We start from the raw sequence: 22371 nt of genomic DNA, 5'->3' as shown, positions 1-22371 counted from the left end.
GCAGGCGACTCCGGTAAAAAAGCGCGGCGAGGAAACGCTTTTGATGTCCGCCCCGTCGGGGGAGAGGACCCTTGGGAGGGGATATGTCTCAACGCATCCGTGCGCGCGTCTGTTGGATCGCCGGGGTCTCCACCGTGGCCGTCATCCTGTCGGCCGGGTTGGCCCAGGCTCAGGCCCAGGGACCGGCGGCGGCGTCGGCCAGGTCCAACCTTGTCGACGAGGTGGTCGTCACCGCCCAGCGCAAGGAAGAGGCCGCGCAGGACGTGCCGATCGCCATTTCGGCCTTCTCGCAGGAGGCGCTCAACGCGGCGAAGATCGAGGGCGGGCCCGACCTGCTGAAGGCGATCCCCAACGTCAGCTTCACCAAGACCAACTTCAGCGGCGTGAACCTGACGATCCGCGGCATCGGCACCCAGGCCGTGTCGGTTTCGACCGACCCTGGCGTGTCGATCAACTTCAACGGCACGGCCTTCATCCGCAACCGCTTCTTCGAGCAGGAATTCTTCGACGTCGAGCGGGTGGAGGTGCTGCGCGGCCCGCAGGGCACGCTGTACGGGCGCAACGCCACCGCCGGCGCGGTCAACATCATCTCGGCCCGGCCCACCGACGTCTTCGAAGGCGAGATCAAGGGCGAGGTCGGCGACTATGACAGCCGCCGGCTCAGCGGCTTCGTCAACATTCCGCTGGCCGGCGACAAGCTGGACCTGCGCCTGGCCGGCGCCTCGACCCAGCGCGACGGCTTCGCCGAGAACGATGTCACGGGCAACAAGATCGACGGTCGCGACCTCTATTCCACCCGCGTCACCCTGGGCTTCAAGCCGGTCGAGGCGGTGCGCGGCGCCCTGATCTGGGAGCATTTCAGCGAGAACGACAGCCGGGCCCGCAGCACCAAGCAGCTGTGCACCCGCGATCCGGGCCCGCAGACCATGGGCGGCTTCACGCTCAGCCCGCAGGCCAGCGCCTTCTTCAGCCAGGGCTGCCAGAACGCCTCGCTCTATGATGACGCCGCCTATGGCACGCCCAATGGCCTGTCGATCCCGTTCGTCCTGGCCTCGGTCACCAACACCGCCGTGCTGGGGCTCAATCCCGACGGCGTGTCGGGTCCCGTCAACCTGATGAAGGTGGCCGACCCCTATGGCGGCATGATGCAGTCCAAGGACCTGCGGCGCATCTCGTCGATCTTCGACCCGAAGTACCGAGCCAAGGCCGACGTGCTGGAGCTGAACGTCGACATCGACCTGGCGCCGAACCTGACCCTGACCTCGCAGACGGCCTACAACCGCGACCACTACTTCTCCAGCGAGGACTACAACCGCTTCAACACCCTACCCGGGGTGTTCAACGACTCCACCGGCCTGGACAACAGCATCGTGCCCGGCGCTCCGGCCCCCAACCTGACGCCGGGCGGCGTCTACTGCGATCCGCAGCTGGGCTGTTCCAGCACGATCGCCGGTCTGGACCAGGTACGCGCCAAGAGCCGCCAGGTCTCGCAGGAACTGCGCCTGTCGTCGGCCTTCGACGGGCCGGTCAATTTCAGCCTCGGCGGCAACTACACCGACTATCGCACGACCGAGGACTACTACGTCTTCTTCAACATCGTCTCGGCCATCGCCCAGAGCAGCGGCTACGGCAACAACAGCCTCGACCCGACCAAGTGCGGAACCGCGTTCGACGGCTCAACGCCGACGATCGCGCCGGACGGCACGACCGGCTGCATCTATATCGACCCCCATCCGCTGGACCAGATCGACGGCCTGGGCCACAACTATTTCCGCAGCAAGAACATCTACAAGGTCAAGTCGGCCGCGGTGTTCGGCGAGCTCTATTACGAGTTCGCCCACGACCTGAAGCTGACGGCCGGCCTGCGCTACACTCGCGACCGCAAGACCTTCACGCCGGTGCCGACCCAGGTGCTGCTGTCGTCCTCGAACGGCGGCACGGTCGACGGCGGCTATCCGATCGGCGAGGACATCAAGCAGAAGTGGGGCGCGGTGACCGGGCGGCTGGGCCTGGACTGGTCGCCGAAGCTGTCGTTCACCGACCAGACCCTGGTCTATGCGTTCTACAACCGCGGCTACAAGGGCGGCGGCGCCAACCCGCCGGCCATCGGCTACAGCGACGAGCCGTTCCTGCCCGGCCTGCCGCCGCTGGTGCAGCTGACCTCTTACCCCGACACCTTCAAGCCCGAATATGTCAACGCCTTCGAACTGGGCGCGAAGAACACCCTGCTGGGCGGCGCCCTGACGCTGAACGGCGCGGCCTTCTACTATGACTACAAGGGCTACCAGGTCTCGCAGATCCAGGACCGCACCGCGATCAACGAGAATTTCGACGCCCGGATCTGGGGGCTGGAGCTGGAATCCGCCTGGCGGCCGACCCGCGACCTGCGCCTGACCGTCAACCTGGGCTACCAGGGCAGCAAGCTGGCCGACGGCTCCAGGTCGATCGACGTCGAGAACCGCACCCAGGGCAACACCGACTTCACGGTGATGAAGGGCAGCCCGTTCCTGCCGTCCAACTGCGTCGTTTCCAAGAGCTATGTCGCCAGCCTGCTGGCCACCAACGCCGCCTTCGGCCTGCCCGACTACGCCAGCCTCAGCGCCGTCTGCCCCGGCTCGATCCTGGGCCTGTTCCTGTTCCCGGCCCCGACCGAGGCCGACCTGCCCAACGGCGGCCGCGGCTTCTATGCCGACGTGTCGGGCCACAGCCTGCCCAACCAGCCCAAGTGGACCCAGTCGATCAGCGTCGACTACGCCCTGCCGCTGTCGGGCGGCTGGGTCGGCGGGGTGCACGGCGACGTCTACCACCAGTCGCAATCCTGGGCCCGCGTCTACGAGGATGCGATCGACAAGCTGCACGGCTGGTACAACGTCAACCTGCGCCTGACCCTGGCCAAGCCGGACGACGGTCTGGAGTTCGAGCTCTACGCCAAGAACCTGCTGAACGACACGCCCATCACCGGGGCCTTCATCAACAGCGACGACACCGCCCTGACCACCAACGTCTTCACGCTGGATCCGCGAATGATCGGCGCCAGCATCCGCAAGCGATTCTGATCCAAACCCCGCGGCGCCCGTCCCGGCCGCGGGGCGGGCGCCGCCCTTGTGCCGGAGTTCGTACGATGGCCTTACCCCGCATGTCCGCGCCCCCGGCGGACCCCGCACCGACCAGGCCCGACCTGGGCGCCTGGATGGCTGTCCACGGGCCCCGCCTTCGGCGCTACTTCGCGCGCCGGGCTCCACGCGCCGACGCCGAGGACCTGGTGCAGGACGTGTTCCTGCGCGTCCAGGCGGCCCGGCTTGAAACGCCGATCGTCGAGGTCGAGCGCTATCTGTTCACCGTCGCCCACAACGTCCTGGTCAGCCGGATCCGGCGGCTGGGCGTTCGGGCGGCCGAGTTGCAGCGCTCGTTCGCCGAATGGTCCGAGGCCGCCGAGGACCTGTCGCCCGAGCGCATCGTGGGCGCGCGGCAGGACTACGCCCGCGCCATGGCCGTCATCGAGCGCCTGCCGCCGCGCACCCGCATGGCCTTTCGCCTCAACCGCATGGAGGACCTCAGCTACGGCGCGGTCGCCGAACGCATGGGAATCTCGAAGGACTCCGTCAAGGAGCTCCTGCGCCGCGCCCACGCCCATCTCGACCAGGCCTTGAAGGGGGCGTGATCCGCGTCGTTCGCGGGAAAACGATATTCGCGAGGGGAGTATGGTGAGTTCATGCCGAAAGGTTTTCCAAGCCTATCGGTGTTTTTCTGCGCCTTGATTTCGCTAAAGTGCAGAAAATATATTTCGTAACCTATGGGTGAATATTTTTGAGAGACATACCCCCCTAATTCTATTCTGACACGTCTAATCCAATAGGCGAGATAATCGTCAAAACGGTGCTTTAGCGCCTCAGAATACTAGGGAAACGCCATGAAAATCTTCGCTTCCGCCGTCGCCTTGCTGGCCACGGCAGCCTTCGCCGCCTCGGCCTCGGCCGCGTCGTTCAGCCCCGCAAACGGTACGTTCACGGGCACCGGCACCACCAGCCTGAAGAAGGGCTCGCTGACCATCCCCTGCACGGCCAACTTCACCGGCCACACCACGGGCGGCCTCGGCGTGATCGACACCGCCACGTTCAGCGGCGGCGGCGGCCTGTGCGGGCTGATCCACAAGACCGGCACCTGGAACGCCACCGCCACTTCGGGGACGGGCACTGGCGCCGGCGCGGCCACCATCACCGGCGTGGCGGTGACGGCTTCGCTGTTCGGCACCTGTGGTCCGAGCACAGTGAACGTCTCGGTCAGCGCGGGGGGCCTGATCACCTTCGACAACCAGACCCTGAGCCCGGACTGCGCGATCAACGGCTCGGTCCAGACCAGCCCGCCCCTGACCATCGTCCCCTAAATCACGCGCTCTCCGGAGACGTCGCCTTTCCCCTACCCCAGCGACGCAGGACCGGTCCTGCCCTGACGACTCCGTCGTCAGGGCGCTTTTTTTGCTCGAGGGTCGGGGCGGGGTCACTGTGCGGGGGAAGCGGCCCCGGCCGTGGGCGTCGACCACACCAACACGTCGCCGGCCTTCACCCCCGAGACGATCTCGACCCCGTCCGGCGCGATCCGCCCCAGTTGGACGGGAACGGTCCGCGGCGGTCCGCCACGCGGATCCTGGACCTTGACCCAGGCGGCCGGCGCCGCGCCCTGGATCGCGGCGGGCGGCGCCACCAGGGCGGCCGGATTGCGATAGAGGTCAACCGTGACATTGGCCGTCATGCCGATGCGGATGGCCTTGGCCTGTTCGGGCGTCAGGGCGTCGAGGCGGGCCACGGCCGGGAAGCTGGCCAGAGGTCCGCCGGCCGTCGCCGGGACCGCGGCCTGTCCAGCGACGGAGGACACGTGGCCGGCGACCGTCAGGCCGCCGAACCCTGGACCCCTGACCGTCACGGCCATGCCCGGCTGCACCCGGTTGGCGTCGGTCTCGCTGAGCTGAAAGGCCACGGCCAGGCCGCCGGCCCGGGCGATCGAGCCGATCAGCTGGCCCCGAGTCACCGTCTGGCCGGCGTGCAGGGGTTCGGCATCCTCGCCCTTGCCGACCGGCCTGACGATGACGCCCGCCTCGGGCGCCCGGACGAGCGCCCCGGCCGCCTGGCCGTCCAGGCGGGCCAGTTGGGCGCGCGCGTTGTCGAGCTCCAGGGCCGCCACGCGGCGAGCGGAGCCCGCGCCCTGGGCGAGCACGGCCGCCAGGTCCTGCCGCGCGCCCGCCAGCACCATCTCTTGGCTCCGCCTTTGCTGGACCAGGCCGTCATACTCGCCGCGCGCCACCAGTCCCCGGTCCAGCAGGCCTTTCGTCTCGGCCGTCTTGCGCTCGAGGTCCGCGAGGTCGAGGACCGCGGCGTCCACCGCCCGGCGGGCGCGCGCGACCTCGGTCCCGCTGGACCAGTCGGCCAGGGTCTCGGACGCTTTCGCCGCTTTCAGATAGGCCGCCTCGGCCTCGTTGCGGCGCTGGCCGATCTCGGCGGGATCCAGCTCGACCAGGATCTGGCCCGCCGCGACCTCGGTCCCGTACTCGAAGCCGAGGCGCCGCACGATGCCGTCGAACGGGGCGACCGCGTCGACGCTGTCGCCGGGAACCACCGAACCGACCAGGCCGAGCGTGGCGACGAAGGGGCGGGGCGAAAGCGTCTGGGTCTGGGCCGCGCCGGGATCGGGGCCGGCGGGGCGACGCGGGGCCAGGGCGACGCACAGCCCCAGGATCGCGACCCCGGACACGGCCGCCACGACCGTCCATCTTCGGGACCGCCAGATCGCCAGGGCCTGTACGCGCGCCGCCATGGCTCAACCTTAGGATCGACGTCGCGTCGCCGTCTACAACAATGTCAGTAGTTGGCGAGCGCCGACCGTCTACTCTTCGCGCAGCGCCACGATCGGGTCCAGTCGCGAGGCCCTGAGGGCCGGATAGAAGCCGAAGATCATCCCCACCACCGCGGCCAGCCCTGGTCCCAGGGGCAGGACGTAGGCCGACAGGCTGAAGGTCCAGCCCGAGGCCTTGGCCGCCGCGAAGGCGGCCAGCAGGCCGAACGCCAGGCCGACAAGGCCCCCCATCAAAGCCAGGATTCCCGCCTCGATCAGGAACATCGCCTGGATGTCGCGCGGGGTCGCACCCAGGGCCGCTCTCAGGCCGATCTCGCGCCGCCGTTCCATCACCCCCATCATCATGACGTTCATTACCCCGATGCCGCCGACCAGCAGCGAGATCGCGCCGATCGCCGTCAGCAGGCGGCTATGGATGGCCTTCTGGGCGTTCAGGCTCTGGATCAGCTCCTGGGCGCTCACGGCCTGCGGGGCCGAGGTCGGGTTGGCCAGCCTGGCGACCAGCCGCCCGCCCACGGCCTTGGCGTCCGCGCCCGGGCGCACGCGCAGCAGCGCGGTGCTCGGCTCCGGCGTGGCCATGATCCGCGCCGCGTCGCCCAGCGGCACGAGCACGGCGGTGTTATAGTCCGTCGGGTCCATGGCCGTGAACGCCACGCGGTCGAGCACGCCGACCACGGTGAACACATAGCCTCGGATGCGGATCTTCGAGCCTGGCGCCGCCGGCGCGCCGGGGGTGGAGAGGGCCGCGGCCGTGTCGGCGCCCAGCACGGCCACCAGATTGCCCTCGTCGGCGGGGGCGAACAGCCGTCCGCGGGCCGGCGACAGCCGGACCAGGTCGGGCAGATTGGGCGCGACGGCGATGATTCCGGCGTCCTGGCTGGCGGGACCGATCGCCACAGTCGCCCGATCGATCGCCATCGGCAGGGCCGCCTCGACGTCCGGATCGGTGCGGGGCAGGGCCTCGATCGCCGCCCGGTCCATGGTCGCGGGAAAGGGCCCGACGGGATTGGCGTGGATCTGCATGATGTCCACGCCCATGTGCGCGAACAGCTTCAGGGTCTCGCGCTGCGCCATGTGGCCGATGGTCAGCATGGCCACGATCGAGGCGGCGCCGATCAGGATGCCCAGCAGGGCCAGGGCCGAACGCTGCCGCTGGGCCAGGAGGTTGGCCAGGGCCTCGGCGCCCGACTGGGTCCAGATCCGGAGGGCCGTACGGGACGAAGGGGAGGCCGGAGCGGTCATGCCGTCGTCGCCGTGTCGGCGACCACCCGGCCGTCCAGCACCTCGATCCGCCGCTCGCAGCGCGCGGCCAGGTCCTTGTCGTGGGTGACCATCAGCACGGTCACGCCCAGGCGCTGGTTCAGGTCGCGCAGCAGGGCCATGACCTCGCCGGCCGTGACGCTGTCGAGGCTGCCGGTCGGCTCGTCGGCCAGGATCAGGCGGGGCTGGCGGATCAGGGCGCGGGCCAGGGCGACGCGCTGGCGCTGGCCGCCGGACAGCTCGGACGGGCGGGCCTGGGCGCGATGCGACAGGCCCACCCGGTCCAGCATGGCCAGGGCGCTCAGCTCGCGCTCGCGGGCCGAAACGCCGGCATAGACCAGGGGCAGGGCCACGTTCTCCCAGGCGTTCAGGCGCGGCAGCAGATTGAACGACTGGAAGACGAAGCCAATCGCCGCGCCGCGGAAGCGCGCCTCCCGCGCGCGGTCGCCGAACGCCACGTCGAGGCCGTCCAGCCGCAGGACGCCGCTGGTGGGCCGGTCCAGCAGGCCGATGATGTTCATCAGGGTGCTCTTGCCAGAACCCGACGGGCCGACGACCGCGCAGAACGATCCCGCCTCGACCGCGAAGCTGACGCCGCGCAGCACGGGCGTGGCCTGGTCGGGCGGGCCGTAGGTCTTGGTCAGGTCGAGGACTTCCAGCACCCGGTCATCTTGCGCGCGGCCACGCAACTTGAACAAGAGCCCAGGGCGTGTTTTGTTGACTTCAGTGTCAATATCGTTCGTCGGGTGACGCGAGGATGTCTGCGTATCGGGTGGCCGAACCTCGCTCCTCACAGCGCCTCGCGGGATGGCCGCCGGTCGCGGCCGCGTTGGCCCTGGCCCTGGCCTCGCCGACCTGGGCCCAGGCGCCCGTCGCCTCGCCGGCTCGGCCGCCGCCCGCGGCGGTCGGCCCGCGCCTGACGCTCAGCCTGGCCGACGCGGTGTTCCTGGGCCTGCGCGACAACCGCACGATCAAGTCGGCCTATGTCGTCCGGGCGGCCGAGAGGTACGACCTGTTCGTCGCCGAGACCCGCTTTCGCCCGATCGGGGCGATCACCGGCTCGGCCGAGGCCACGCGGGCCGGCGATCTGCGCGGTTCGACCCTGCAACTGAACCCGAGCGCCTCGTGGCTGGTCCCCACGGGCGCGCAGTTCGACTTCGGCTGGGCGCGCCAGACCGTGCGCAGCGGCGGGAACGACCTGACGACGCAGGTGGCGACCCTCGGCGTCAGCCAGCCCCTGCTGCGCGGCGCCGGCCTGGCCGTCAACGCCGCCCCCGTGCGCCTGGCCCGGCTCCAGGACGCCATCGACCGACTGTCCTTGAAGGCGACGGTGTCGGACACCGTCAGCCGGATCATCCTGGCCTATCGCAACCTGGTCCAGAGCCAGCAGCAGCTGGTGATCGCCCGTCAGTCGCTGGAGCGCTCCCGCGCCCAGTTGGCCACCAACCAGGCGCTGATCGACGCCGGGCGGATGGCGGCGGCCGACATCGTCCAGACCCAGGCCGACATCGCTGCCCAGCAGGTGGCCCTGCTGCAGGCCGAGCAGCAGCGCAACAGCGCCCAGATCGCGCTGCTGGCCCTGCTGGCCGTCGACCTGCACACCGACGTGGTCGCCGCCGACGCCCTGGACGCCAAGCCCCTGGCGGTCGACCTGGACCAGGCGATCGCCTCGGCCCTGGACAACCGCCCGGACTTCCTGTCGCAGAAGCGGGCGGTCGAGCAGGCGCGCCAGGGCCTGATCCTGGCCCGCAACAACCGGCTGTGGGACGTGTCGGTCTACGGGTCGGTGCAGCGCCAGACCGAGCGCGGCGACCTGTTCGACGATCCGATCACCGGCGCGCCGCTGGCCGGGACCGGCCTGCCGCGCACCAGCGGCGGCGTGGGGGTGCAGTTCCGCATCCCGCTGGGCGACTACCGCCCGCGCCAGGCCGAGATCCAGGCCGAAACTCTGGTGCGGACGCAGGAACTTCGGCTCGACGACCTGCGCCAGGCCGTCGAGGCCCAGGTGCGCGACGCCGTCCAGGGCGTGGAGCTGGCCTGGCGCCAGGTGGAGGCCACGCGCCTGTCGCGCGACCTGGCGGCCAAGACCCTGGAGCTGGAACGCGAGAAGCTGAGCGCCGGCCGGGCCTCGAATTTCGAGCTGCTGACCTTCGAGGCCAACCTGCGCTCGGCCGACCTGCAGGCGCTAAGCGCCTCGATCAACTACCTCAACGCCCTGACCACCCTGGACCAGCAGCTGGGCGCGACGCTCGACACCTGGAAGATCGACCTCCAAGCCGTGAGGTTCACCCCTTCGGCGGCGCGGTCGAGGCCCGATGGATCAGGGTGAAGGGCAGGAGCTCGTCGCGGGGCCGAGTTCCGGCCTCGGCGTTGCGGGCCACGCCGTTGATCAGCATCTTGGTGGCCAGGGTCGACATCTCCACCAGCGGCTGGCGGATGGTGGTCAGTTGCGGGCGGCTGAGGCGCGAGACAGGGCTGTCGTCGAAGCCGGCCACGGAAAGGTCGCCCGGGCACGAAAGTTCGGCCTCGGCCGCCGCCGCCAGGGCGCCCAGAGCCATTTCGTCGGAACTGGCGAAGATCGCCGTCGGCCGCTGGTCGAGGGCCAGCAGGGTGGCGGCGGCCTTGTGGGCGGACTCGAAGGTGAAGTCGCCGGGCTGGATCCAGGCCTTGTCGACCTTCAGGCCGCGCGCCTTCATGGCGGCGACGTAGCCCTCGCGCCGAGCCTGGCTGGCGCCGTAGCGTTGGTCGCCGGTGATGAAGCCGATCCGCGTGTGGCCCAGGCCGATCAGGTGGTCGGTCATTTCGCGGGCGGCGGCGACGTCGTCCATGTGCACGCGGGGGCCAAGCCCCTCGGGCTTTTCCGGACCCAGCCGCACATAGGGCGTGCCGGCCTTGTCCAGCAGTTCCAGCACCACCGCGTTGTCGCAGGACGGCGGAGTCAGGATCACCCCGTCGGGCTTGAGGGCCGCCAGCAGGGCGCCGACCTCCTGGCGTACGCGCGGGCCGTCGTGGTCGACCAGCTCGACCAGCAGGTGGTAGCCCGCGCCTCGGGTCTCGACCGTGGCCCCCAGCTGGATGCGCTGCAGGTAGTCCGAGCCGCGCTCGCTGCGCCAGTGGTCCAGGGTCAGGGAGGCGTCGACGAAGACGGCGATCACGAACGAGCGCGAGCCAGCCAGGCTGCGGGCCGACAGGTTGGGCGCGTAGCCCAGGGCGCCGGCCGCCTCGAGCACGCGCTCGCGCATCTGCGGCCGAACATTGGGCTCGTTGTTCATGACCCGCGAGACGGTCTTGATGGACACGTCGGCGCGCGCCGCCACGTCGTAGATCGTCACCGACGCCATGGGCCTGCCCGTTCGCCGAGGTCCTGATGGGGTGGACTCATCTTCATGCCGCCAGCCTAGAGCAACTGCGCGCCATAAGGCGACGTTCGGAATCCAAAAAAGCGCGGTCGAGCGCCGCGATGTCGGCTTTGTCGCCGCTCGCGCCTTGTGTCGCCCGGCGCGGAAGGCCAGTGTCCGAGCCAATCGCGACGGAGATCGCGCGTCGGGGGATGATGATGACAGTGGCGGAGGCGGTGGGAATCGACAGGGCAAGGCCGACGCTACCGGTGAAGCCCAGCTTCATCGCCGCCTTCACCCTGGCCCAGATCGGGGCCTATGTCAGCTTCATGCCCCTGTTCCAGGTGCTGTTGCCGCTGAAGGCCGAGGCCATCGATTCGGCTGGCAAGGCGGTGGTGCTGAGCCAGGTGGCCATCCTGGGCTCGATCAGCGCCAGCCTGGCCAACCTGCTGGCCGGGGCGATCAGCGACCGCACCACCTCCCGCTTCGGCCGCCGTCGCCCCTGGATGGTGGTCGGCGCGCTGGGCACGGTGGCGTCGTACTTCCTGATCATGATGGCCCACAGCGCAATCCAGCTGATGGCGGGCGTCGTCTGCTTCCAGCTGGCCTTCAATCTGCTGTTCGCGGCCCTGCTGGCGGTGCTGCCCGATCGAGTGCCCGACGCCCAGAAGGGCAGGGTGGCGGCCTTCCTCAGCCTGGGACACCCGATCGGCGCCATGGCCGGGGCGATCCTGGTCGGCGGCCTGCTGGTTGGCGAAGCCTCGCGCTACGTGGCCATCGGCGTGGTGCTGCTGGTCGCCATCGCCCCGTTCGCCCTGAGTTTGAACGACCCGCCGCTGCCGCCGGGCGAGCGGCCGCCGTTCGACTGGCGCAGCTTCCTGGCCGGGTTCTGGATCGATCCGCGCGCCCATCCCGACTTCGCCCTGGCCTGGGTCAGCCGATTCATGGTGCTGGTCGCGATCACCCTGACCCAGTGCTACATGCTGTTCTACCTGCAGGACGCGCTGCACTACACGCAGCTGTTCCCCGGACAGCGCGCCGAGCAGGGCATGGCCCTACTGACCACCGTGGCCACCTGCGCCAACATCGCCTGCGGCATGCTGGGCGGCATGCTGTCGGACCGCCTCAAACGCCGCAAGCTGTTCGCGGCCGGCGCGGCCATGGGCCTGGCGGCGGCGATGCTGGTGTTCTCGCTGGTGCCGGGCTGGCCGATCGTGGTGGCGGGCTTCGTGATCTTCGGCTGCGCGGTGGGCTGCTACTACGCCGTCGATATCGCCCTGGTCAGCCAGGTGCTGCCTTCGCAGAAGGACGCCGGCAAGGACCTGGGGGTGATCAACCTGGCCAACACCTTGCCCCAGGCCATGGCCCCGATCCTGGCGATGTGGGTGCTGGGCCCGGCCCACGTCAACTATCACGCCCTCTATCTGGTGGCGGCGGGGCTGGCGGCGGCTGGCGGTCTGGCCATCCTTCCGATACGGGGCGTGCGGTAGTCTTTTTCGAGAGCCTCGTGCCCGACCTGATCCCCATCGACGATCCGAACGATCCGCGCGTCGCGGCCTATCGCGACATCAAGGAGCGCGACCTGGTCGGCCGCCAGGGGCTGTTCATCGCCGAGGGCGAGACCGTGTTGCGGGCCTTCGTGCGCGATGCGCCCCAGCGGGTGCGGTCGCTGCTGATCGACGGCAAGCGGATCGACAAGCTGGGCGAGGTGTTGGCGGGCCTGCCGCCCGAGGTTCCGGTGCACGTGGCCGGCCAGGCGGTGATCGACGCCATCGCCGGCTTCCACCTGCATCGCGGCGTCCTGGCGGTCGGGGCCAAGCCCGAGCCGCCGTCGGCCGACGCCCTGCTGGCGCGAACGGGGCCCCGCGCGGTGGTGCTGGTGCTGATGGGCGTCGCCAACCACGACAATCTGGGCGGCATCTTCCGCAACGCCGCCGCGTTCGGCGTCGACGGCGTGATCCTGGACGGCGACTGCTGCGATCCTTTCTACCGCAAGGCCATCCGGGTCTCGATCGGCGCGACGCTCAGCGTTCCGACCGCCTGGCTGGCGCGCGGCGAGGACGTGGTCGCCCTGCTGGCCCGCCAAGGTTTCCAGGGCCTGGCCCTGAGTCCGGCCGCCGGCGAGACCCTGGCGGCGCTGACCCCGCCGGCCCGGGCGGCGGTGCTGCTGGGGGCCGAAGGGCCGGGGCTGTCGCGCGCCGTCCTGGATCGCGTGCGGACCGTCGGCATCCCGATGGCCAACGGTTTCGACTCGCTGAACGTGGCCACCACCAGCGGGATCGTGCTGCATCACCTGAGGTTCGCGAAGGCCTGAGCCGTCGGGGATGACACCGGTGGCTTGCCGGAAGGCCGGCCTCGCCCTAGGCTCGCGCCGCGTCGCTTAGGGAGGTCGCATGTTCAATCGCCGGGGAACCCTGGCCAGCCTGACGGGCGGCCTGCTGACATCGCTGCTGGGCGGCGCCGCCCTGGCCGATCCAAAGCCCGCCCAAGCCGCGAAGGCCCCGACGGATCCGACCGAAGTCCTGCCCCTGTGGCCCGGCGACCCGCCCGGCTCGGCCGGCGTCACCGGCGTCGAGACCCTGATCGACCGCACCGTCGCCGGCGGCCTGCCCGACCGCGCCACGACCCACACCCGCAAACCGACCCTGACCGTGTTTCGTCCGGCCAAGGCCAATGGCGCGGCGGTGGTGCTGATGCCCGGCGGCGGCTACGAGCGCGTGGTCAGCGACAAGGAGGGCTTCGAGACGGCCCGCTGGCTGGCCGACCGCGGCTACACCTGCTTCGTCCTGCTCTACCGCCTGCCCGGCGACCGCTGGGGCGCGGGCCCCGATACGCCGCTGCAGGACGCCCAGCGCGCCGTGCGCCTGGCCCGCTCGAAGGCGGCGGCGATGAGGTTCGACCCGGCCCGGGTGTCGATCATGGGCTTTTCGGCCGGCGGGCACCTGGCCGCCAGCCTGACCACCCGCTTCGACGCCAAGGTCTATGACCGCGTCGACGCCGCCGACGACCTGTCGGCGCGACCCGACCTGTCGGCCCTGATCTATCCGGTGGTGTCGATGGCCGGGGGGGCCGCGCACCCCGGTTCGCGCAAGCAACTGCTGGGCCCGTCGCCGACGCCCGAGCAGGTAGCGCTCTATTCGCCCGACCAGAACGTCACCGACCACGTCCCGCCGGTGTTCCTGGTGCACGCCGCCGACGACACGACCGTGCCGGTGGTCAACAGCCTGATGATGTTCACCGCCCTGAAGGCCAAGGCGGTCCCGGCCGAGCTGCACGTCTTCGAGGAGGGCGGCCACGGCTTCGGCCTGCGCTCGATCGACGGCAAGCCGGTGGCGGCGTGGCCCACCTTGTTCGAGACCTTCGCCAAGCGGCATGGGGTTTGAACGGCGACGCCGCTTGCTGAGGCGACGCTCCGGACGTCCGCTATGTGTGGAACTAGAACCTCCAATTTCGGTGGACGCGAGAGTTTACAGCTGTAACTGTCTCCTGTGGGAGATCTCAATGAGGCACGTCGGAGCACGGATGGGCTTGGCAGCGGCGTTCATCGTGGCAACGGCCGGTGACGCCGCGGCTGCACGAAGCGCCGGGTCAACGCTCGAAGGTTATTGGGAAATCACATATGAAATTGTTGACGCATCCAATGCTCAAGCCAGCGACTCAGATATAGGCAGACACGTCAAGAGTTGGATAGGACACAAATATGGTTCGAGAAATTGCGTAACGAATAATAGCAAAAGCATTATTCTGAGATCTCTATATTCTTGGTCCCCGCACAACCAGCCACGGTTCAAAATCGACTCTCATGGACGGTTCAGCGCAAAAAATACTTATTTTGGCGGCTTCGCAATACCAGGTCGGGGCACGGAATACGTGGTCGGGCTTGTCAGAGATGGACGGCTTGATGGTGTCGCCGACATTGATCTTCAATTTTTCGGCCTTACCCATATCCGATCTGTGTTGACTGGCCATCGAATTGGCCCTTGCCCCTAGCTGTCGGAAAACGTCGTCGAGGAATCGATCGACATAGCTGCAGGGCGCCACCCACCAACGTCCGCTTCGGGTCGGAAGCGGACATTCGTATCCTACGGCCCGCAGCCCTCGCCCTTCGCCGCCCAGCGCTTGCGTTCCTCCTCCAGCGCTCGTTGCCAGCGGCTCCGCAGCACGCCCGGCCGCTGGCCGTGGCGTTCGTCGAGGAATTCGGCTCCCTCGATCCGGTCGGTGCGGAAGTTGCGGAAGTCGTTGCGCAACTCGCACCAGGCGATCAGCAGGCGCACGGTTTCCAGATAGCCCACGGTCACCGGCCAGACGACGCGCTGGCTGACCGCGCCCTTCTCGTCGCGATAGTCCAGGCGGATCTTGCGGCCGGCGTGGATCCAGGCTCGGGTCTGGGCGATGTCGATGCCGTCGGGCAGGGCCTTCCAGTTCATGCCGGTCCCCGTGGCGGGGGTCAGCACATAGGGGCGCAGCTGTTCGGGCACGGCGGCGGCGATCTTGGCGATCAGGTCGTTGGCGGCGGTGGCGAGCACCGGATCGCCGCGCCCGGCGACCCACTGGGCCCCCAGCACGGCGGCCTCGATCTCGTCGGGTGTCAGCATCAGGGGCGGCATGTCGTATCCGGCCTCCAGCACATAGCCGACGCCCGCCTCGCCGCGGATGGGCGCCCTCTGGCCGATCAAGGCGGCGATGTCGCGATAAACGCTGCGTTTGGAGGTCTCCAGCTCCACCGCCATGGCGTCGGCCGTCACCGGCTGGCGGCTGCGGCGGAGGATCTGGATGATCTGGAAAAGGCGTTCGGCGCGTCTCATGAAGCCACTCTGCTCGACCGATGCTGACAGCATGCTGGCAGCAGCATGGCGGTAGCGTCTGATTGTCGCAACACGGCGTCTTCAAGGGACACGCGGGCGGCTCAGCAGGGAGAGACCACCATGATCACGCTCTACGCCGCCGGACCCGCCTACGGCCTCCCCGAAGGCAGCCCCTATGTCACCAAGACCGAGATCCACCTGAAGATGGCCGGCCTCTGGTACCAGAAGGTCCCGGCCCATCCGGAAACCTCGCCGAAGGGGCAACTGCCGTGGATCGACGACGACGGCGTCAAGGTCGCCGATTCCACCTTCATCCGCGCCTATATCGAGCGCAGCTACGGCGTCGACCTGGACGCCGGCCTCAGCAAGGCCCAGCGGGGCCAGGCCTGGGCGATCGAGCGGATGGTCGAGAACCACCTGGGCTGGGCCAGCTGCCACTTCCGGTTCTTCGACGACGATAACTTCGCCAAGGGGGCGGCCCGCTGGTTCGACGGCCTGCCCGGCGAAGCGCGCGCCGACGCCATCGACGGCTTGCTGGGCGCGGTGCAGTCCAACCTCAAGGCCGTCGGCATCGGCCGCCACTCGCCCGACGAGATCGTGGAGTTGGGCGCCTGGTCGCTGACGGCCCTGTCGGAGATGCTGGGCGACAAGTCGTTCATGATGGGCCACCGGCCCACCAGCGTCGACGCCATCGTCTTCGCCATGCTGGCCCAGATCTTGACGCCGTTCTTCGACTCGCCCCTGCGCCGCCGCGCCGAGAGCCTGCCCAACCTGGTGGGCTACGCCGAGCGGATGATGGCCGGGTACTATCCGGAATTCGCGCCGGAGATGAGCCGCGCGGCCTAGGCCGAAGCGCGCCGCTCATCCCCTGTTCGCCGGGACGGGCGGCGCTTCTCGAGACTCAGTGCTTCTTCTTCTGGGCGTCGTTGGCCTCGAAGTCGTCCTTGCGGTTGGCGGCGTGGGCGTGATGGACGTCGGACTCGCCGCCGCCGCCCGACACCTTGCTGTGGCGGCTGTAGCGGTCGGGATCGTCCGGATCCTTGACGACGGGGTCGGGGCGCGGCTGCTTGGCGTTCTCGTGGCTGGCGCCGGGGCCGCCCCAGCGGTCGGCGGCGGGGTTCTTGTCGGGCATGGTCAGCGATCCTGTACGTTGCCGGAGCGAGAAGTGTTCTGGGTCAGATTGCCGTGGCGACCCTGCGCCTTGAGGTTCACGTCGGCGTTGCCCGGATCGGGAGACTGCAGGTCGTCGCGACCGCCTTGGCCTTCGATCGCCGGCTTCTGACCCTTGAAGGCGCGCTGCTCGGATGGAATGGGCGGGGCTTTGGACATTGGTTTCCTCCATGTCTGCCCTTTTCAAACCGATCGGAGGGACGGGCGTTCCCAGCGTCCAGCTTGCCCGGCGGCTCGAAGATTTCGGACCCGCATCCTCCACGAACATCTTCGGAATCGGCGTTCCGGTGCTATCTAGGAGCGTGTTCGGGATAGGATGCCGCCTTGTCAGATACAGTCGCGCCTCAAGCCTCCGCCGCCTCGGATCGGGCCAGCCAGACCCTGCATCGGGCGCTGGACATCCTGGAGGCGGTCGCGGAGGGCGCCCATAGTCTCAAGGCGTTCGAGGCGCGGGTCGGCCTGACCCGCAGCACCACCCATCGTCTGGCCTCGGCGCTGGTCGATCGCGGTCTGCTGTCGTCGGTGGGACGGGACTACCGGCTGGGCGGGCGGCTGGTGCAGTTGGGCCACCAGGCTCGCGAGCGGTTGGGCCTGGCCGAGGTCGCCAGGCCCATCCTGGCCGCCCTGTCCGCCGAGACCCAGGACGCCACGAACCTGGGCACGATCGCCGGCGACGAGGTGCTCTATGTCGGCCAGGCGCCGGGGCGCCGCCGGCTAGAGGTCCGCCACCGGGTCGGCGATCGCAACCGCGTCCGCGACACCGCCCTGGGCCGGGCGCTGCTGATCGACGCGCCGCCCGAGCGCTGGTCGCGGCTGTTTGTCGACGATCCGCAGTCGCCGGCGGCGGCGGCGTTCTTCCGCGAGATGGAGGCGGCGCGCCAGGTCGGCCACGCGCTGCACCTGGACGACGGCCTGGACAGCATCCGCTGCATCGCCGCCCCGATCCGCGACGCCAGCGGCGCGATCGTCGCCGCCGTCAGCCTGTCCAGCGTGCCGCAATATATGGACGAGGCGCGGATGGCCGAGTTGACGCCGCGGGTGAAGGCCGCCGCCCTGGAGATCGGCACGGCCCTGGGCTTCAACCCCGCCCGGCTGAACTCGGCGGGATAGCGGGCGAGCTAGTAGCGCATCTCCACCCCCAGGCGGACCTCGCGGCCGGTGTGGTGCTGGTAGTTGGCCAGGCCGCTGGTGTCGGAGAACTGCCGCTGGGCCGCGTTCAGCAGGTTGCCGCCGGCCGCCGTCAGCCACCAGCCCGGCGCGATGCGGTAACGGGCGGACAGATCCAGGCTGGTATAGGCGTTGACCCCGTCGACATCGGCCCCGGTCGGGGCGGGAATGGCGGTCAGGTAGCGGCCGCGGTGGGACAGGGTGGCGCGCAGGTCCAGACCCTTGCGGCGGTAGGCGGTGGTGACCGTCCCCACCAGGCGCGGCGAGCCCAGGCTGTCGTGGGCGTTGAACGGCGCGCCGTCGAGGCCCCAGAACCGCATGCGCGCGCGGGTATAGGTTAGGCCGGCGCGGACGCTCCAGCCGCGCAGGAGTGGGGCGGCCAGGTCGAGCGGGGCCTGAAGCGCCAGTTCCACCCCGTCCAGATGGCCGCCGCCGCGGTCGGTCCGGGTCACGAACTGCCAGATCGGCAGTTCCGGCGCGCAACCGGGCAGCCGTCCGCAGGCGATCACCGCCAGGCTGTCGGGCAGGCCGAACGGGTTGTCGGCGAACACTGTCGGGGCGGTGGCCGAGGTCAGGACGTTGGAGCGGATGGTCTTATGGAAGAAGGCCGCCGACAGGACTGCGCGGGGCGCGAAGTACCACTCGGCGGCGGCGTCGAGGGTGTCGGCCCGCACGGGGCGCAGGGACGGGGCGCCGGCCGAGACCGACCGCAGGCCGCCCGTCGCGACATTGAGCCCCGGGCGCAGGCTGCGCAGGTCCGGCCGCGCCATCACCCGGGCGGCGGCGAACCGCAACAACAAGTTCTCGCGCGGCTCGAGGGCCAGGTTGAACGACGGCAGCAGGTCGTCATAGGCCCGCGTCGCGGCGACCGGGGCCACGAAGCCGGCCGCGTCGGCGTCGATGGTGTAGCCGCGGGATGTCTGGCGGGTGTGGGCGTAGCGCAGGCCCAGGTCGCCGCGCGGCGACCAGGCCCAGGGTAGCGTGAAGCCGGCCTGCAGGTAGGCGGAGCTGTCGTGCTCCTCGACCCCATAGTTCAGGCCCATGAGCGGTTCGGGGCCCAGCGCCAGCGCACCGCAGGCGCTGGAAGCGCAGGCGGCCTGGAAGAGCGCGAAGGCCTTGGCGACGTCCGGAGCCAGCCAGGCGTCCGGCGTGCCGGCGGCGGTGGCGAAGCGGTCAGACCAGGCTTGCCGCAGGTAGGCTGACGGCGGGATTGCCGCGAGTTCCGGTGGGATGTCGGCGTTGAGGTTGGCGATCGTGCCGTTCGATCGCCCCGTGGCCGTCGCCTCGGTGCGGTAGGTCTTGTGCTGCAGCCCGCCCCGCAGCGTCAGGCTTTCGCGGAGCGTCCATTCCAGGTCGGCGCCGAGGGTCTTGAAGCTGTTGTCGACCCAGTTGGGGTCGGACCGCAGCTCGGCCAGGGTCCAGTTCGCCGGCGTCGTCAGGTCGGCCGAGCCGAAGGCGATCAGCGGTCGGCGGCGGTCGCGAAAATCGTAGGCGAAGCCCTGGACGTCATACTGGTCGAGCTGGACCGTGGCCTGCAGCGGGTTGCTGAAATCCGAGCGGCTGTAGCCCGCGAGGGCGTTCAGAGTCAGCCGATCCGAGAGGCGATGGCTGACCGACAGGGTGGTTTGGCGGAACAAGGTTTTGAGCCGGTCCAGCCGCGACTCGGCGCGAACGTCGATGTTGTCGAACGTCCCGGCGATCAGCACCGGCAAGCCCGGTCGCGGGGTGATGACCGTGGCCTCCCGCACCCGGACGGCGGCGATGCCGCAGTCGGGATTTAGCGGCGCGCGGCAGGCGCCCGCCGTGCGCAGCGTGAAGGTCTCCAGCAGGTCCTCGCGACGCTCCGACGACAGCTCGGAATAGAGGACATCGACCGCGACCTGGGTGCGGTCGGACGGCCGCCATTGGAAGCTGCCGGTCAGGCCCAGGCGTTCCTGCTCGATCCGGAAGGCCTCGAGGCGGGGAATACGCGGATGCAGGGCGGCGTTCAGCAAGGCCAGGTCCGGCGCGCCCGGCGCGGCTTCGCCAAAGCCCGGATAGGCCGTGTCGCCGGCCTGCCATTGCCCGGCGTTGGCGCCGACGTCCTCGACGGTCCGCTTGGCGTAGGCCGCCGAGACCAGGACGCCGAACCGGTCGTCCCGGCTGCGGCGCGAGACGATGGCCGACAGGCGCGGGACCGCCTTGTCGGCTCCGAAATTGTACGCGCCCTCGACCGTCAGCTGGATCCGGGAGCTTGGCCCGTCGAGGGGCGAGCGGGTCTGCAGGTCGACGGTCGCCCCCAGCGAGCCCTCGTCGACGTCGGCCGACGGCGTCTTGCGCACGCGGATCTGGTCGAACAGGTCGGCGGCGAAGACGTTGAAGTCGAAGGCCCGTCCGCGATTGGTGCCGCCGCCCGCGTTGGCCCCGCCGAACGTCGCCAGGGTCTCCATGCCGTTGATGCGCACGCGGGTGAACTCGCTGCCCACCCCGCGCACGCTGACCTGCCGGCCCTCGCCGCCGTCGTTGGTGACGGCCACGCCGGGCAGCAGCTGCATGGCGCCGCCCAGGCCCGGCTCGGCCAGGCTGCGAAGGCCGTCGCCCAGCAGGATGTCGCTGCTCTCGGCCGACAGGCGCTTCATCCGCAGGGCCTCGGCGCCGGCGTCGCGGGCCACGACCTGTACGGTGCTCAGGGCGGCGGGTTCGCTGTCCTCCGGCGGCAGCAGCCGGGGGCGGGAAGGGGCGATGGCGGGAAGCGGCGCGGCGGCCCGGATGCTGATCACCCCGTCGGCGCTGACCGACAGGCCCAGGCCCGAGCCGCCCAGGAGGCGTCGCACCGCCTCGGCCGGTTCCAAACGGCCGCGCACGGCTGGCGCCGAGCGGTCCCGGACCAGGCCCGCCGGCGCGATGATGATCGTCCCGGTCTGGCGCGACAGGGCCAGCAGGGCGGTCGACAACGGCTGGGCGGGAATGTCCACGGGCCGCGCCTCGGCGGCCAGCGCCGCCGTCGGCGCGAGGCCCCCGGCCAGCATCGCCCCAAGGCAGGTCAGCCGCAGGCCACGCCCGCCGGCGCGGACATCACGGGGCATGAGGCTCCGACGCCCGTCCCGGATCGGCGGCGACCAGGACCCGGCCGCCCCGACCGTCCGGGACCAGGCGAACGGGCAGCACGCGGGGCAGTTCGGCGACGAAGCGGTCGGCCTGGGCGATATCGAAGGCGGCGGTCACCTTCAGCCGGGCCGCGGCGGGAGATCCGATCGTCAGCGGACGCCGGCTGTAGCGGTTGAGGTCGGCGACCACTTCGGACAGGGGGGCGTCGTCATAGGCCAGGCGACCCTGGCGCCAGCCGCCCGCCAGGCTCGACGGGGCCAGCACGCCCACCGCCAGGCCCTGCGCGTCAGCAAGCGCCGTCTGGCCGGCGCGCAGGGTGACCGCGCGCTCCTGGCCGTCCGGACGGTTGAAGACCTGGACCACGCCCTGCTCGACCTCGACCCGCACGGCGCGGTCGACGCCGCGATGGACGTCGAAGCGGGTGCCGATCACGCGGACCAGGGCGTCCGCGGCCTGGACCGTGAACGGCTGGCCGCTCGGCTGGTGGGCGACGACGAAGAAGGCCTCGCCGCGCTCCAGCGCCAGGGCGCGCGGCCGCCAGCGCGAGGCCGCGCGCAGCCGCGAGGCCGGGGCGAGGGTGACCTGGCTGCCGTCGCTCAGCGCGACTTGGCGGCTCTGGCCCGGTTGCGTCTCGTAGGTCGGGCCGGGGAGGGCGAGGACCGCGAGAGCCAGGCAGGCCGCCAGCAGGCCGCCGGCCGCCGCCATGACCGGGACGCGCCACCGCGCTGTCGGAGGTCGGGCAGGAGCGACGGCCGCCGGCGCCCGCAGGCCGCCCAGCATCATGACGACGGTCTCGGCCTGCTCATAGGCGCGGCGATGCGCCGGGTCGGCGTCCAGCCAGGCGCCGAACTGCCGCGAGCGCTCGGGCGGGAAGTCCTCGCCGACGACCGCCAAGGCCCAGGCGCGGGCGGTCTGGCCGATCGGCGAGTCAGGATCGACGGCTTCGTTCACGCGACAGTCCTCGGTAATCGGCGGTTCCATGGATCAGGGCGCGCTGGCAGACGGCCAGCGCCTCCTCGACGGTCTTGCGGACGAGCGACTGCGAAACGCCGAAGCGCTCGGCGATCGCCACGAAGCTCTGGCCCTCCAGCCGGTTGGCCAGCAGGTACTGGCGATGCCGGTCGGGCAGGCCCTGCACCACCTTCTCCAGCAGACCCATCTGCTGCTTGGCGATCAGGCTGCGCTCCAGGTCGGGCGCCTCGTCGCTGTCGATCGCCAGCAGCGGCGCCGAAGCGTCCAGGGTGCGGCTGGCGCGGGCTTGGCTGCGGCGCTCGTCCAGCATCAGGTTGATCGCCACGCGGAACACGAAGGCCCGGGGGCTTTCGATCCGCTCGGCGCCTTGCAATTCGCCCAGCTTGAAGAAGGCCTGCTGGGCGACATCCTCGGGGTCGGGCGGTCCGGGACCGAACCGCGCGCGCAGGAACGCGCACACGTCGCGCCATTCGCGGGCGTAGGTCGCCGAATAGGACGGGCGATCACGCCACCGGCCGCCTTCACCGTCCCTTGGCCCGGCGACCTTCGGCGCGACATGGCTCGGCCTGACGATTCGAAGCTTGGGCGTCTTCGCCTCGAACACCGGTGCTCCCCAGTCACGTCGGTCTTTTTCTTGAGGCGGCGACGATGGGAGGGAACGGGCCGGCGATCAACCGAAAGCGAAAAAAATGGGGGCGGGCGAACTTTTCTTGTGCGGATCAACG

The 22371-nt window shown here is 70.1% G+C and carries 20 protein-coding genes; 9 read left to right on the top strand and 11 right to left on the bottom strand.

Going from position 1 to position 22371, the window contains the following annotated elements:
* Positions 1–83 precede the first annotated feature (83 nt).
* From J2X41_RS20190 to J2X41_RS20180, 3 genes are all read left to right on the top strand, one after another.
* Positions 84–3056, top strand: a complete 2973-nt coding sequence (locus J2X41_RS20190; RefSeq protein WP_310084964.1) for a TonB-dependent receptor — start codon at positions 84–86, stop codon at positions 3054–3056.
* A gap of 80 nt (positions 3057–3136) precedes the next feature.
* Entirely contained in the window at positions 3137–3661 is a 525-nt protein-coding gene (locus tag J2X41_RS20185; RefSeq protein WP_310084962.1) for an RNA polymerase sigma factor, read from the top strand.
* A 249-nt stretch (positions 3662–3910) separates the two neighbouring features.
* On the top strand, positions 3911–4384 hold the full coding sequence (locus J2X41_RS20180; RefSeq protein ID WP_310084959.1) for an activator of alkane oxidation: 474 nt from the start codon (positions 3911–3913) through the stop codon (positions 4382–4384).
* Positions 4385–4497: 113 nt separating this feature from the next.
* Here the strand turns inward: J2X41_RS20180 and J2X41_RS20175 are convergent, their stop codons facing one another.
* The 3 genes from J2X41_RS20175 to J2X41_RS20165 form a co-directional block, all read right to left on the bottom strand.
* Entirely contained in the window at positions 4498–5808 is a 1311-nt protein-coding gene (locus J2X41_RS20175; RefSeq protein WP_310084954.1) for an efflux RND transporter periplasmic adaptor subunit, read from the bottom strand.
* Between the two features lie 69 nt (positions 5809–5877).
* Positions 5878–7089 (bottom strand): ABC transporter permease, encoded by a 1212-nt coding sequence (locus tag J2X41_RS20170; RefSeq protein ID WP_310084951.1) that lies wholly within the window; start codon positions 7087–7089, stop codon positions 5878–5880.
* The gene (locus J2X41_RS20165; RefSeq protein ID WP_310084948.1) at positions 7086–7769 is read right to left on the bottom strand and encodes an ABC transporter ATP-binding protein; all 684 of its coding nucleotides are present in this window, start codon (positions 7767–7769) and stop codon (positions 7086–7088) included. The genes J2X41_RS20170 and J2X41_RS20165 overlap by 4 nt, the downstream gene beginning before the upstream one ends.
* Before the next feature lie 110 nt (positions 7770–7879).
* Between J2X41_RS20165 and J2X41_RS20160 the strand changes: the two genes are divergently transcribed.
* On the top strand, positions 7880–9436 hold the full coding sequence (locus tag J2X41_RS20160; RefSeq protein ID WP_310084945.1) for a TolC family protein: 1557 nt from the start codon (positions 7880–7882) through the stop codon (positions 9434–9436).
* On the opposite strand, the gene J2X41_RS20155 is transcribed toward J2X41_RS20160, so the two are convergent.
* On the bottom strand, positions 9393–10448 hold the full coding sequence (locus J2X41_RS20155; protein WP_310084942.1) for a LacI family DNA-binding transcriptional regulator: 1056 nt from the start codon (positions 10446–10448) through the stop codon (positions 9393–9395). The two genes, J2X41_RS20160 and J2X41_RS20155, sit on opposite strands and share 44 nt — an antisense overlap.
* Positions 10449–10491: 43 nt before the next feature.
* Entirely contained in the window at positions 10492–10731 is a 240-nt protein-coding gene (locus J2X41_RS20150) for a hypothetical protein (RefSeq protein WP_310085074.1), read from the bottom strand.
* Between J2X41_RS20150 and J2X41_RS20145 the strand changes: the two genes are divergently transcribed.
* From J2X41_RS20145 to J2X41_RS20135, 3 genes are all read left to right on the top strand, one after another.
* Positions 10664–11935, top strand: coding sequence for an MFS transporter (locus J2X41_RS20145; protein ID WP_310085065.1), 1272 nt, complete (start codon positions 10664–10666; stop codon positions 11933–11935). The two genes, J2X41_RS20150 and J2X41_RS20145, sit on opposite strands and share 68 nt — an antisense overlap.
* Positions 11936–11952: 17 nt before the next feature.
* Positions 11953–12759 (top strand): RNA methyltransferase, encoded by an 807-nt coding sequence (locus J2X41_RS20140; protein WP_310084939.1) that lies wholly within the window; start codon positions 11953–11955, stop codon positions 12757–12759.
* 79 nt (positions 12760–12838) lie between these two features.
* Positions 12839–13828: an alpha/beta hydrolase gene (locus J2X41_RS20135; protein WP_310084937.1), complete on the top strand. Its 990-nt coding sequence runs from the start codon at positions 12839–12841 to the stop codon at positions 13826–13828.
* A gap of 699 nt (positions 13829–14527) precedes the next feature.
* Here J2X41_RS20135 and J2X41_RS20130 read toward each other — a convergent pair.
* Positions 14528–15250: a YafY family protein gene (locus tag J2X41_RS20130; RefSeq protein ID WP_310084934.1), complete on the bottom strand. Its 723-nt coding sequence runs from the start codon at positions 15248–15250 to the stop codon at positions 14528–14530.
* A 120-nt stretch (positions 15251–15370) separates the two neighbouring features.
* On the opposite strand from J2X41_RS20130, the gene J2X41_RS20125 reads away from it, so the two are divergent.
* The gene (locus J2X41_RS20125) at positions 15371–16096 is read left to right on the top strand and encodes a glutathione S-transferase family protein (protein ID WP_310084932.1); all 726 of its coding nucleotides are present in this window, start codon (positions 15371–15373) and stop codon (positions 16094–16096) included.
* Positions 16097–16151: 55 nt separating this feature from the next.
* Here J2X41_RS20125 and J2X41_RS20120 read toward each other — a convergent pair whose 3' ends face one another.
* On the bottom strand, positions 16152–16382 hold the full coding sequence (locus J2X41_RS20120; RefSeq protein WP_310084929.1) for a hypothetical protein: 231 nt from the start codon (positions 16380–16382) through the stop codon (positions 16152–16154).
* A gap of 2 nt (positions 16383–16384) precedes the next feature.
* Positions 16385–16579 carry a hypothetical protein gene (locus tag J2X41_RS20115; RefSeq protein WP_310084926.1) on the bottom strand — a complete coding sequence of 65 codons (195 nt, stop codon included), beginning with the start codon at positions 16577–16579 and terminating at the stop codon, positions 16385–16387.
* 165 nt (positions 16580–16744) lie between these two features.
* On the opposite strand from J2X41_RS20115, the gene J2X41_RS20110 reads away from it, so the two are divergent.
* Positions 16745–17530, top strand: a complete 786-nt coding sequence (locus tag J2X41_RS20110; RefSeq protein WP_310084923.1) for an IclR family transcriptional regulator — start codon at positions 16745–16747, stop codon at positions 17528–17530.
* A gap of 8 nt (positions 17531–17538) precedes the next feature.
* Here J2X41_RS20110 and J2X41_RS20105 read toward each other — a convergent pair whose 3' ends face one another.
* Genes J2X41_RS20105 through J2X41_RS20095 form a run of 3 tightly spaced genes read right to left on the bottom strand, consistent with a single transcriptional unit; the run spans position 17539 to position 22250 of the window.
* Positions 17539–20652, bottom strand: coding sequence for a TonB-dependent receptor (locus tag J2X41_RS20105; RefSeq protein WP_310084920.1), 3114 nt, complete (start codon positions 20650–20652; stop codon positions 17539–17541).
* Complete coding sequence (locus tag J2X41_RS20100) at positions 20642–21625, bottom strand: FecR domain-containing protein (RefSeq protein ID WP_310084917.1); 984 nt, start codon at positions 21623–21625, stop codon at positions 20642–20644. The genes J2X41_RS20105 and J2X41_RS20100 overlap by 11 nt, the downstream gene beginning before the upstream one ends.
* Positions 21603–22250 carry a sigma-70 family RNA polymerase sigma factor gene (locus tag J2X41_RS20095; protein WP_310084915.1) on the bottom strand — a complete coding sequence of 216 codons (648 nt, stop codon included), beginning with the start codon at positions 22248–22250 and terminating at the stop codon, positions 21603–21605. The genes J2X41_RS20100 and J2X41_RS20095 overlap by 23 nt, the downstream gene beginning before the upstream one ends.
* Positions 22251–22371: the final 121 nt, after the last annotated feature.

Origin of the sequence: Caulobacter sp. BE254 (assembly GCF_031457295.1) — a bacterium.
Taxonomy (GTDB): Bacteria; Pseudomonadota; Alphaproteobacteria; order Caulobacterales; family Caulobacteraceae; genus Caulobacter.
The sequence above is the reverse complement of the archived record's forward strand: the minus strand, read 5'-3'. Positions and strand labels throughout refer to the sequence as shown.

Excerpts from the sequence above, each read along its gene's own strand:
- J2X41_RS20185 (WP_310084962.1), top strand. The coding sequence starts at position 3,137 with ATGTCCGCGCCCCCGGCGGACCCCGCACCGACCAGGCCCGACCTGGGC.
- J2X41_RS20175 (WP_310084954.1), bottom strand. The coding sequence starts at position 5,808 with ATGGCGGCGCGCGTACAGGCCCTGGCGATCTGGCGGTCCCGAAGATGG.
- J2X41_RS20170 (WP_310084951.1), bottom strand. The coding sequence starts at position 7,089 with ATGACCGCTCCGGCCTCCCCTTCGTCCCGTACGGCCCTCCGGATCTGG.
- J2X41_RS20120 (WP_310084929.1), bottom strand. The coding sequence starts at position 16,382 with ATGCCCGACAAGAACCCCGCCGCCGACCGCTGGGGCGGCCCCGGCGCC.
- J2X41_RS20125 (WP_310084932.1), top strand. The coding sequence starts at position 15,371 with ATGATCACGCTCTACGCCGCCGGACCCGCCTACGGCCTCCCCGAAGGC.
- J2X41_RS20105 (WP_310084920.1), bottom strand. The coding sequence starts at position 20,652 with ATGCCCCGTGATGTCCGCGCCGGCGGGCGTGGCCTGCGGCTGACCTGC.
- J2X41_RS20155 (WP_310084942.1), bottom strand. The coding sequence starts at position 10,448 with ATGGCGTCGGTGACGATCTACGACGTGGCGGCGCGCGCCGACGTGTCC.
- J2X41_RS20150 (WP_310085074.1), bottom strand. The coding sequence starts at position 10,731 with ATGAAGCTGGGCTTCACCGGTAGCGTCGGCCTTGCCCTGTCGATTCCC.
- J2X41_RS20115 (WP_310084926.1), bottom strand. The coding sequence starts at position 16,579 with ATGTCCAAAGCCCCGCCCATTCCATCCGAGCAGCGCGCCTTCAAGGGT.
- J2X41_RS20180 (WP_310084959.1), top strand. The coding sequence starts at position 3,911 with ATGAAAATCTTCGCTTCCGCCGTCGCCTTGCTGGCCACGGCAGCCTTC.
- J2X41_RS20145 (WP_310085065.1), top strand. The coding sequence starts at position 10,664 with ATGACAGTGGCGGAGGCGGTGGGAATCGACAGGGCAAGGCCGACGCTA.
- J2X41_RS20130 (WP_310084934.1), bottom strand. The coding sequence starts at position 15,250 with ATGAGACGCGCCGAACGCCTTTTCCAGATCATCCAGATCCTCCGCCGC.
- J2X41_RS20135 (WP_310084937.1), top strand. The coding sequence starts at position 12,839 with ATGTTCAATCGCCGGGGAACCCTGGCCAGCCTGACGGGCGGCCTGCTG.
- J2X41_RS20190 (WP_310084964.1), top strand. The coding sequence starts at position 84 with ATGTCTCAACGCATCCGTGCGCGCGTCTGTTGGATCGCCGGGGTCTCC.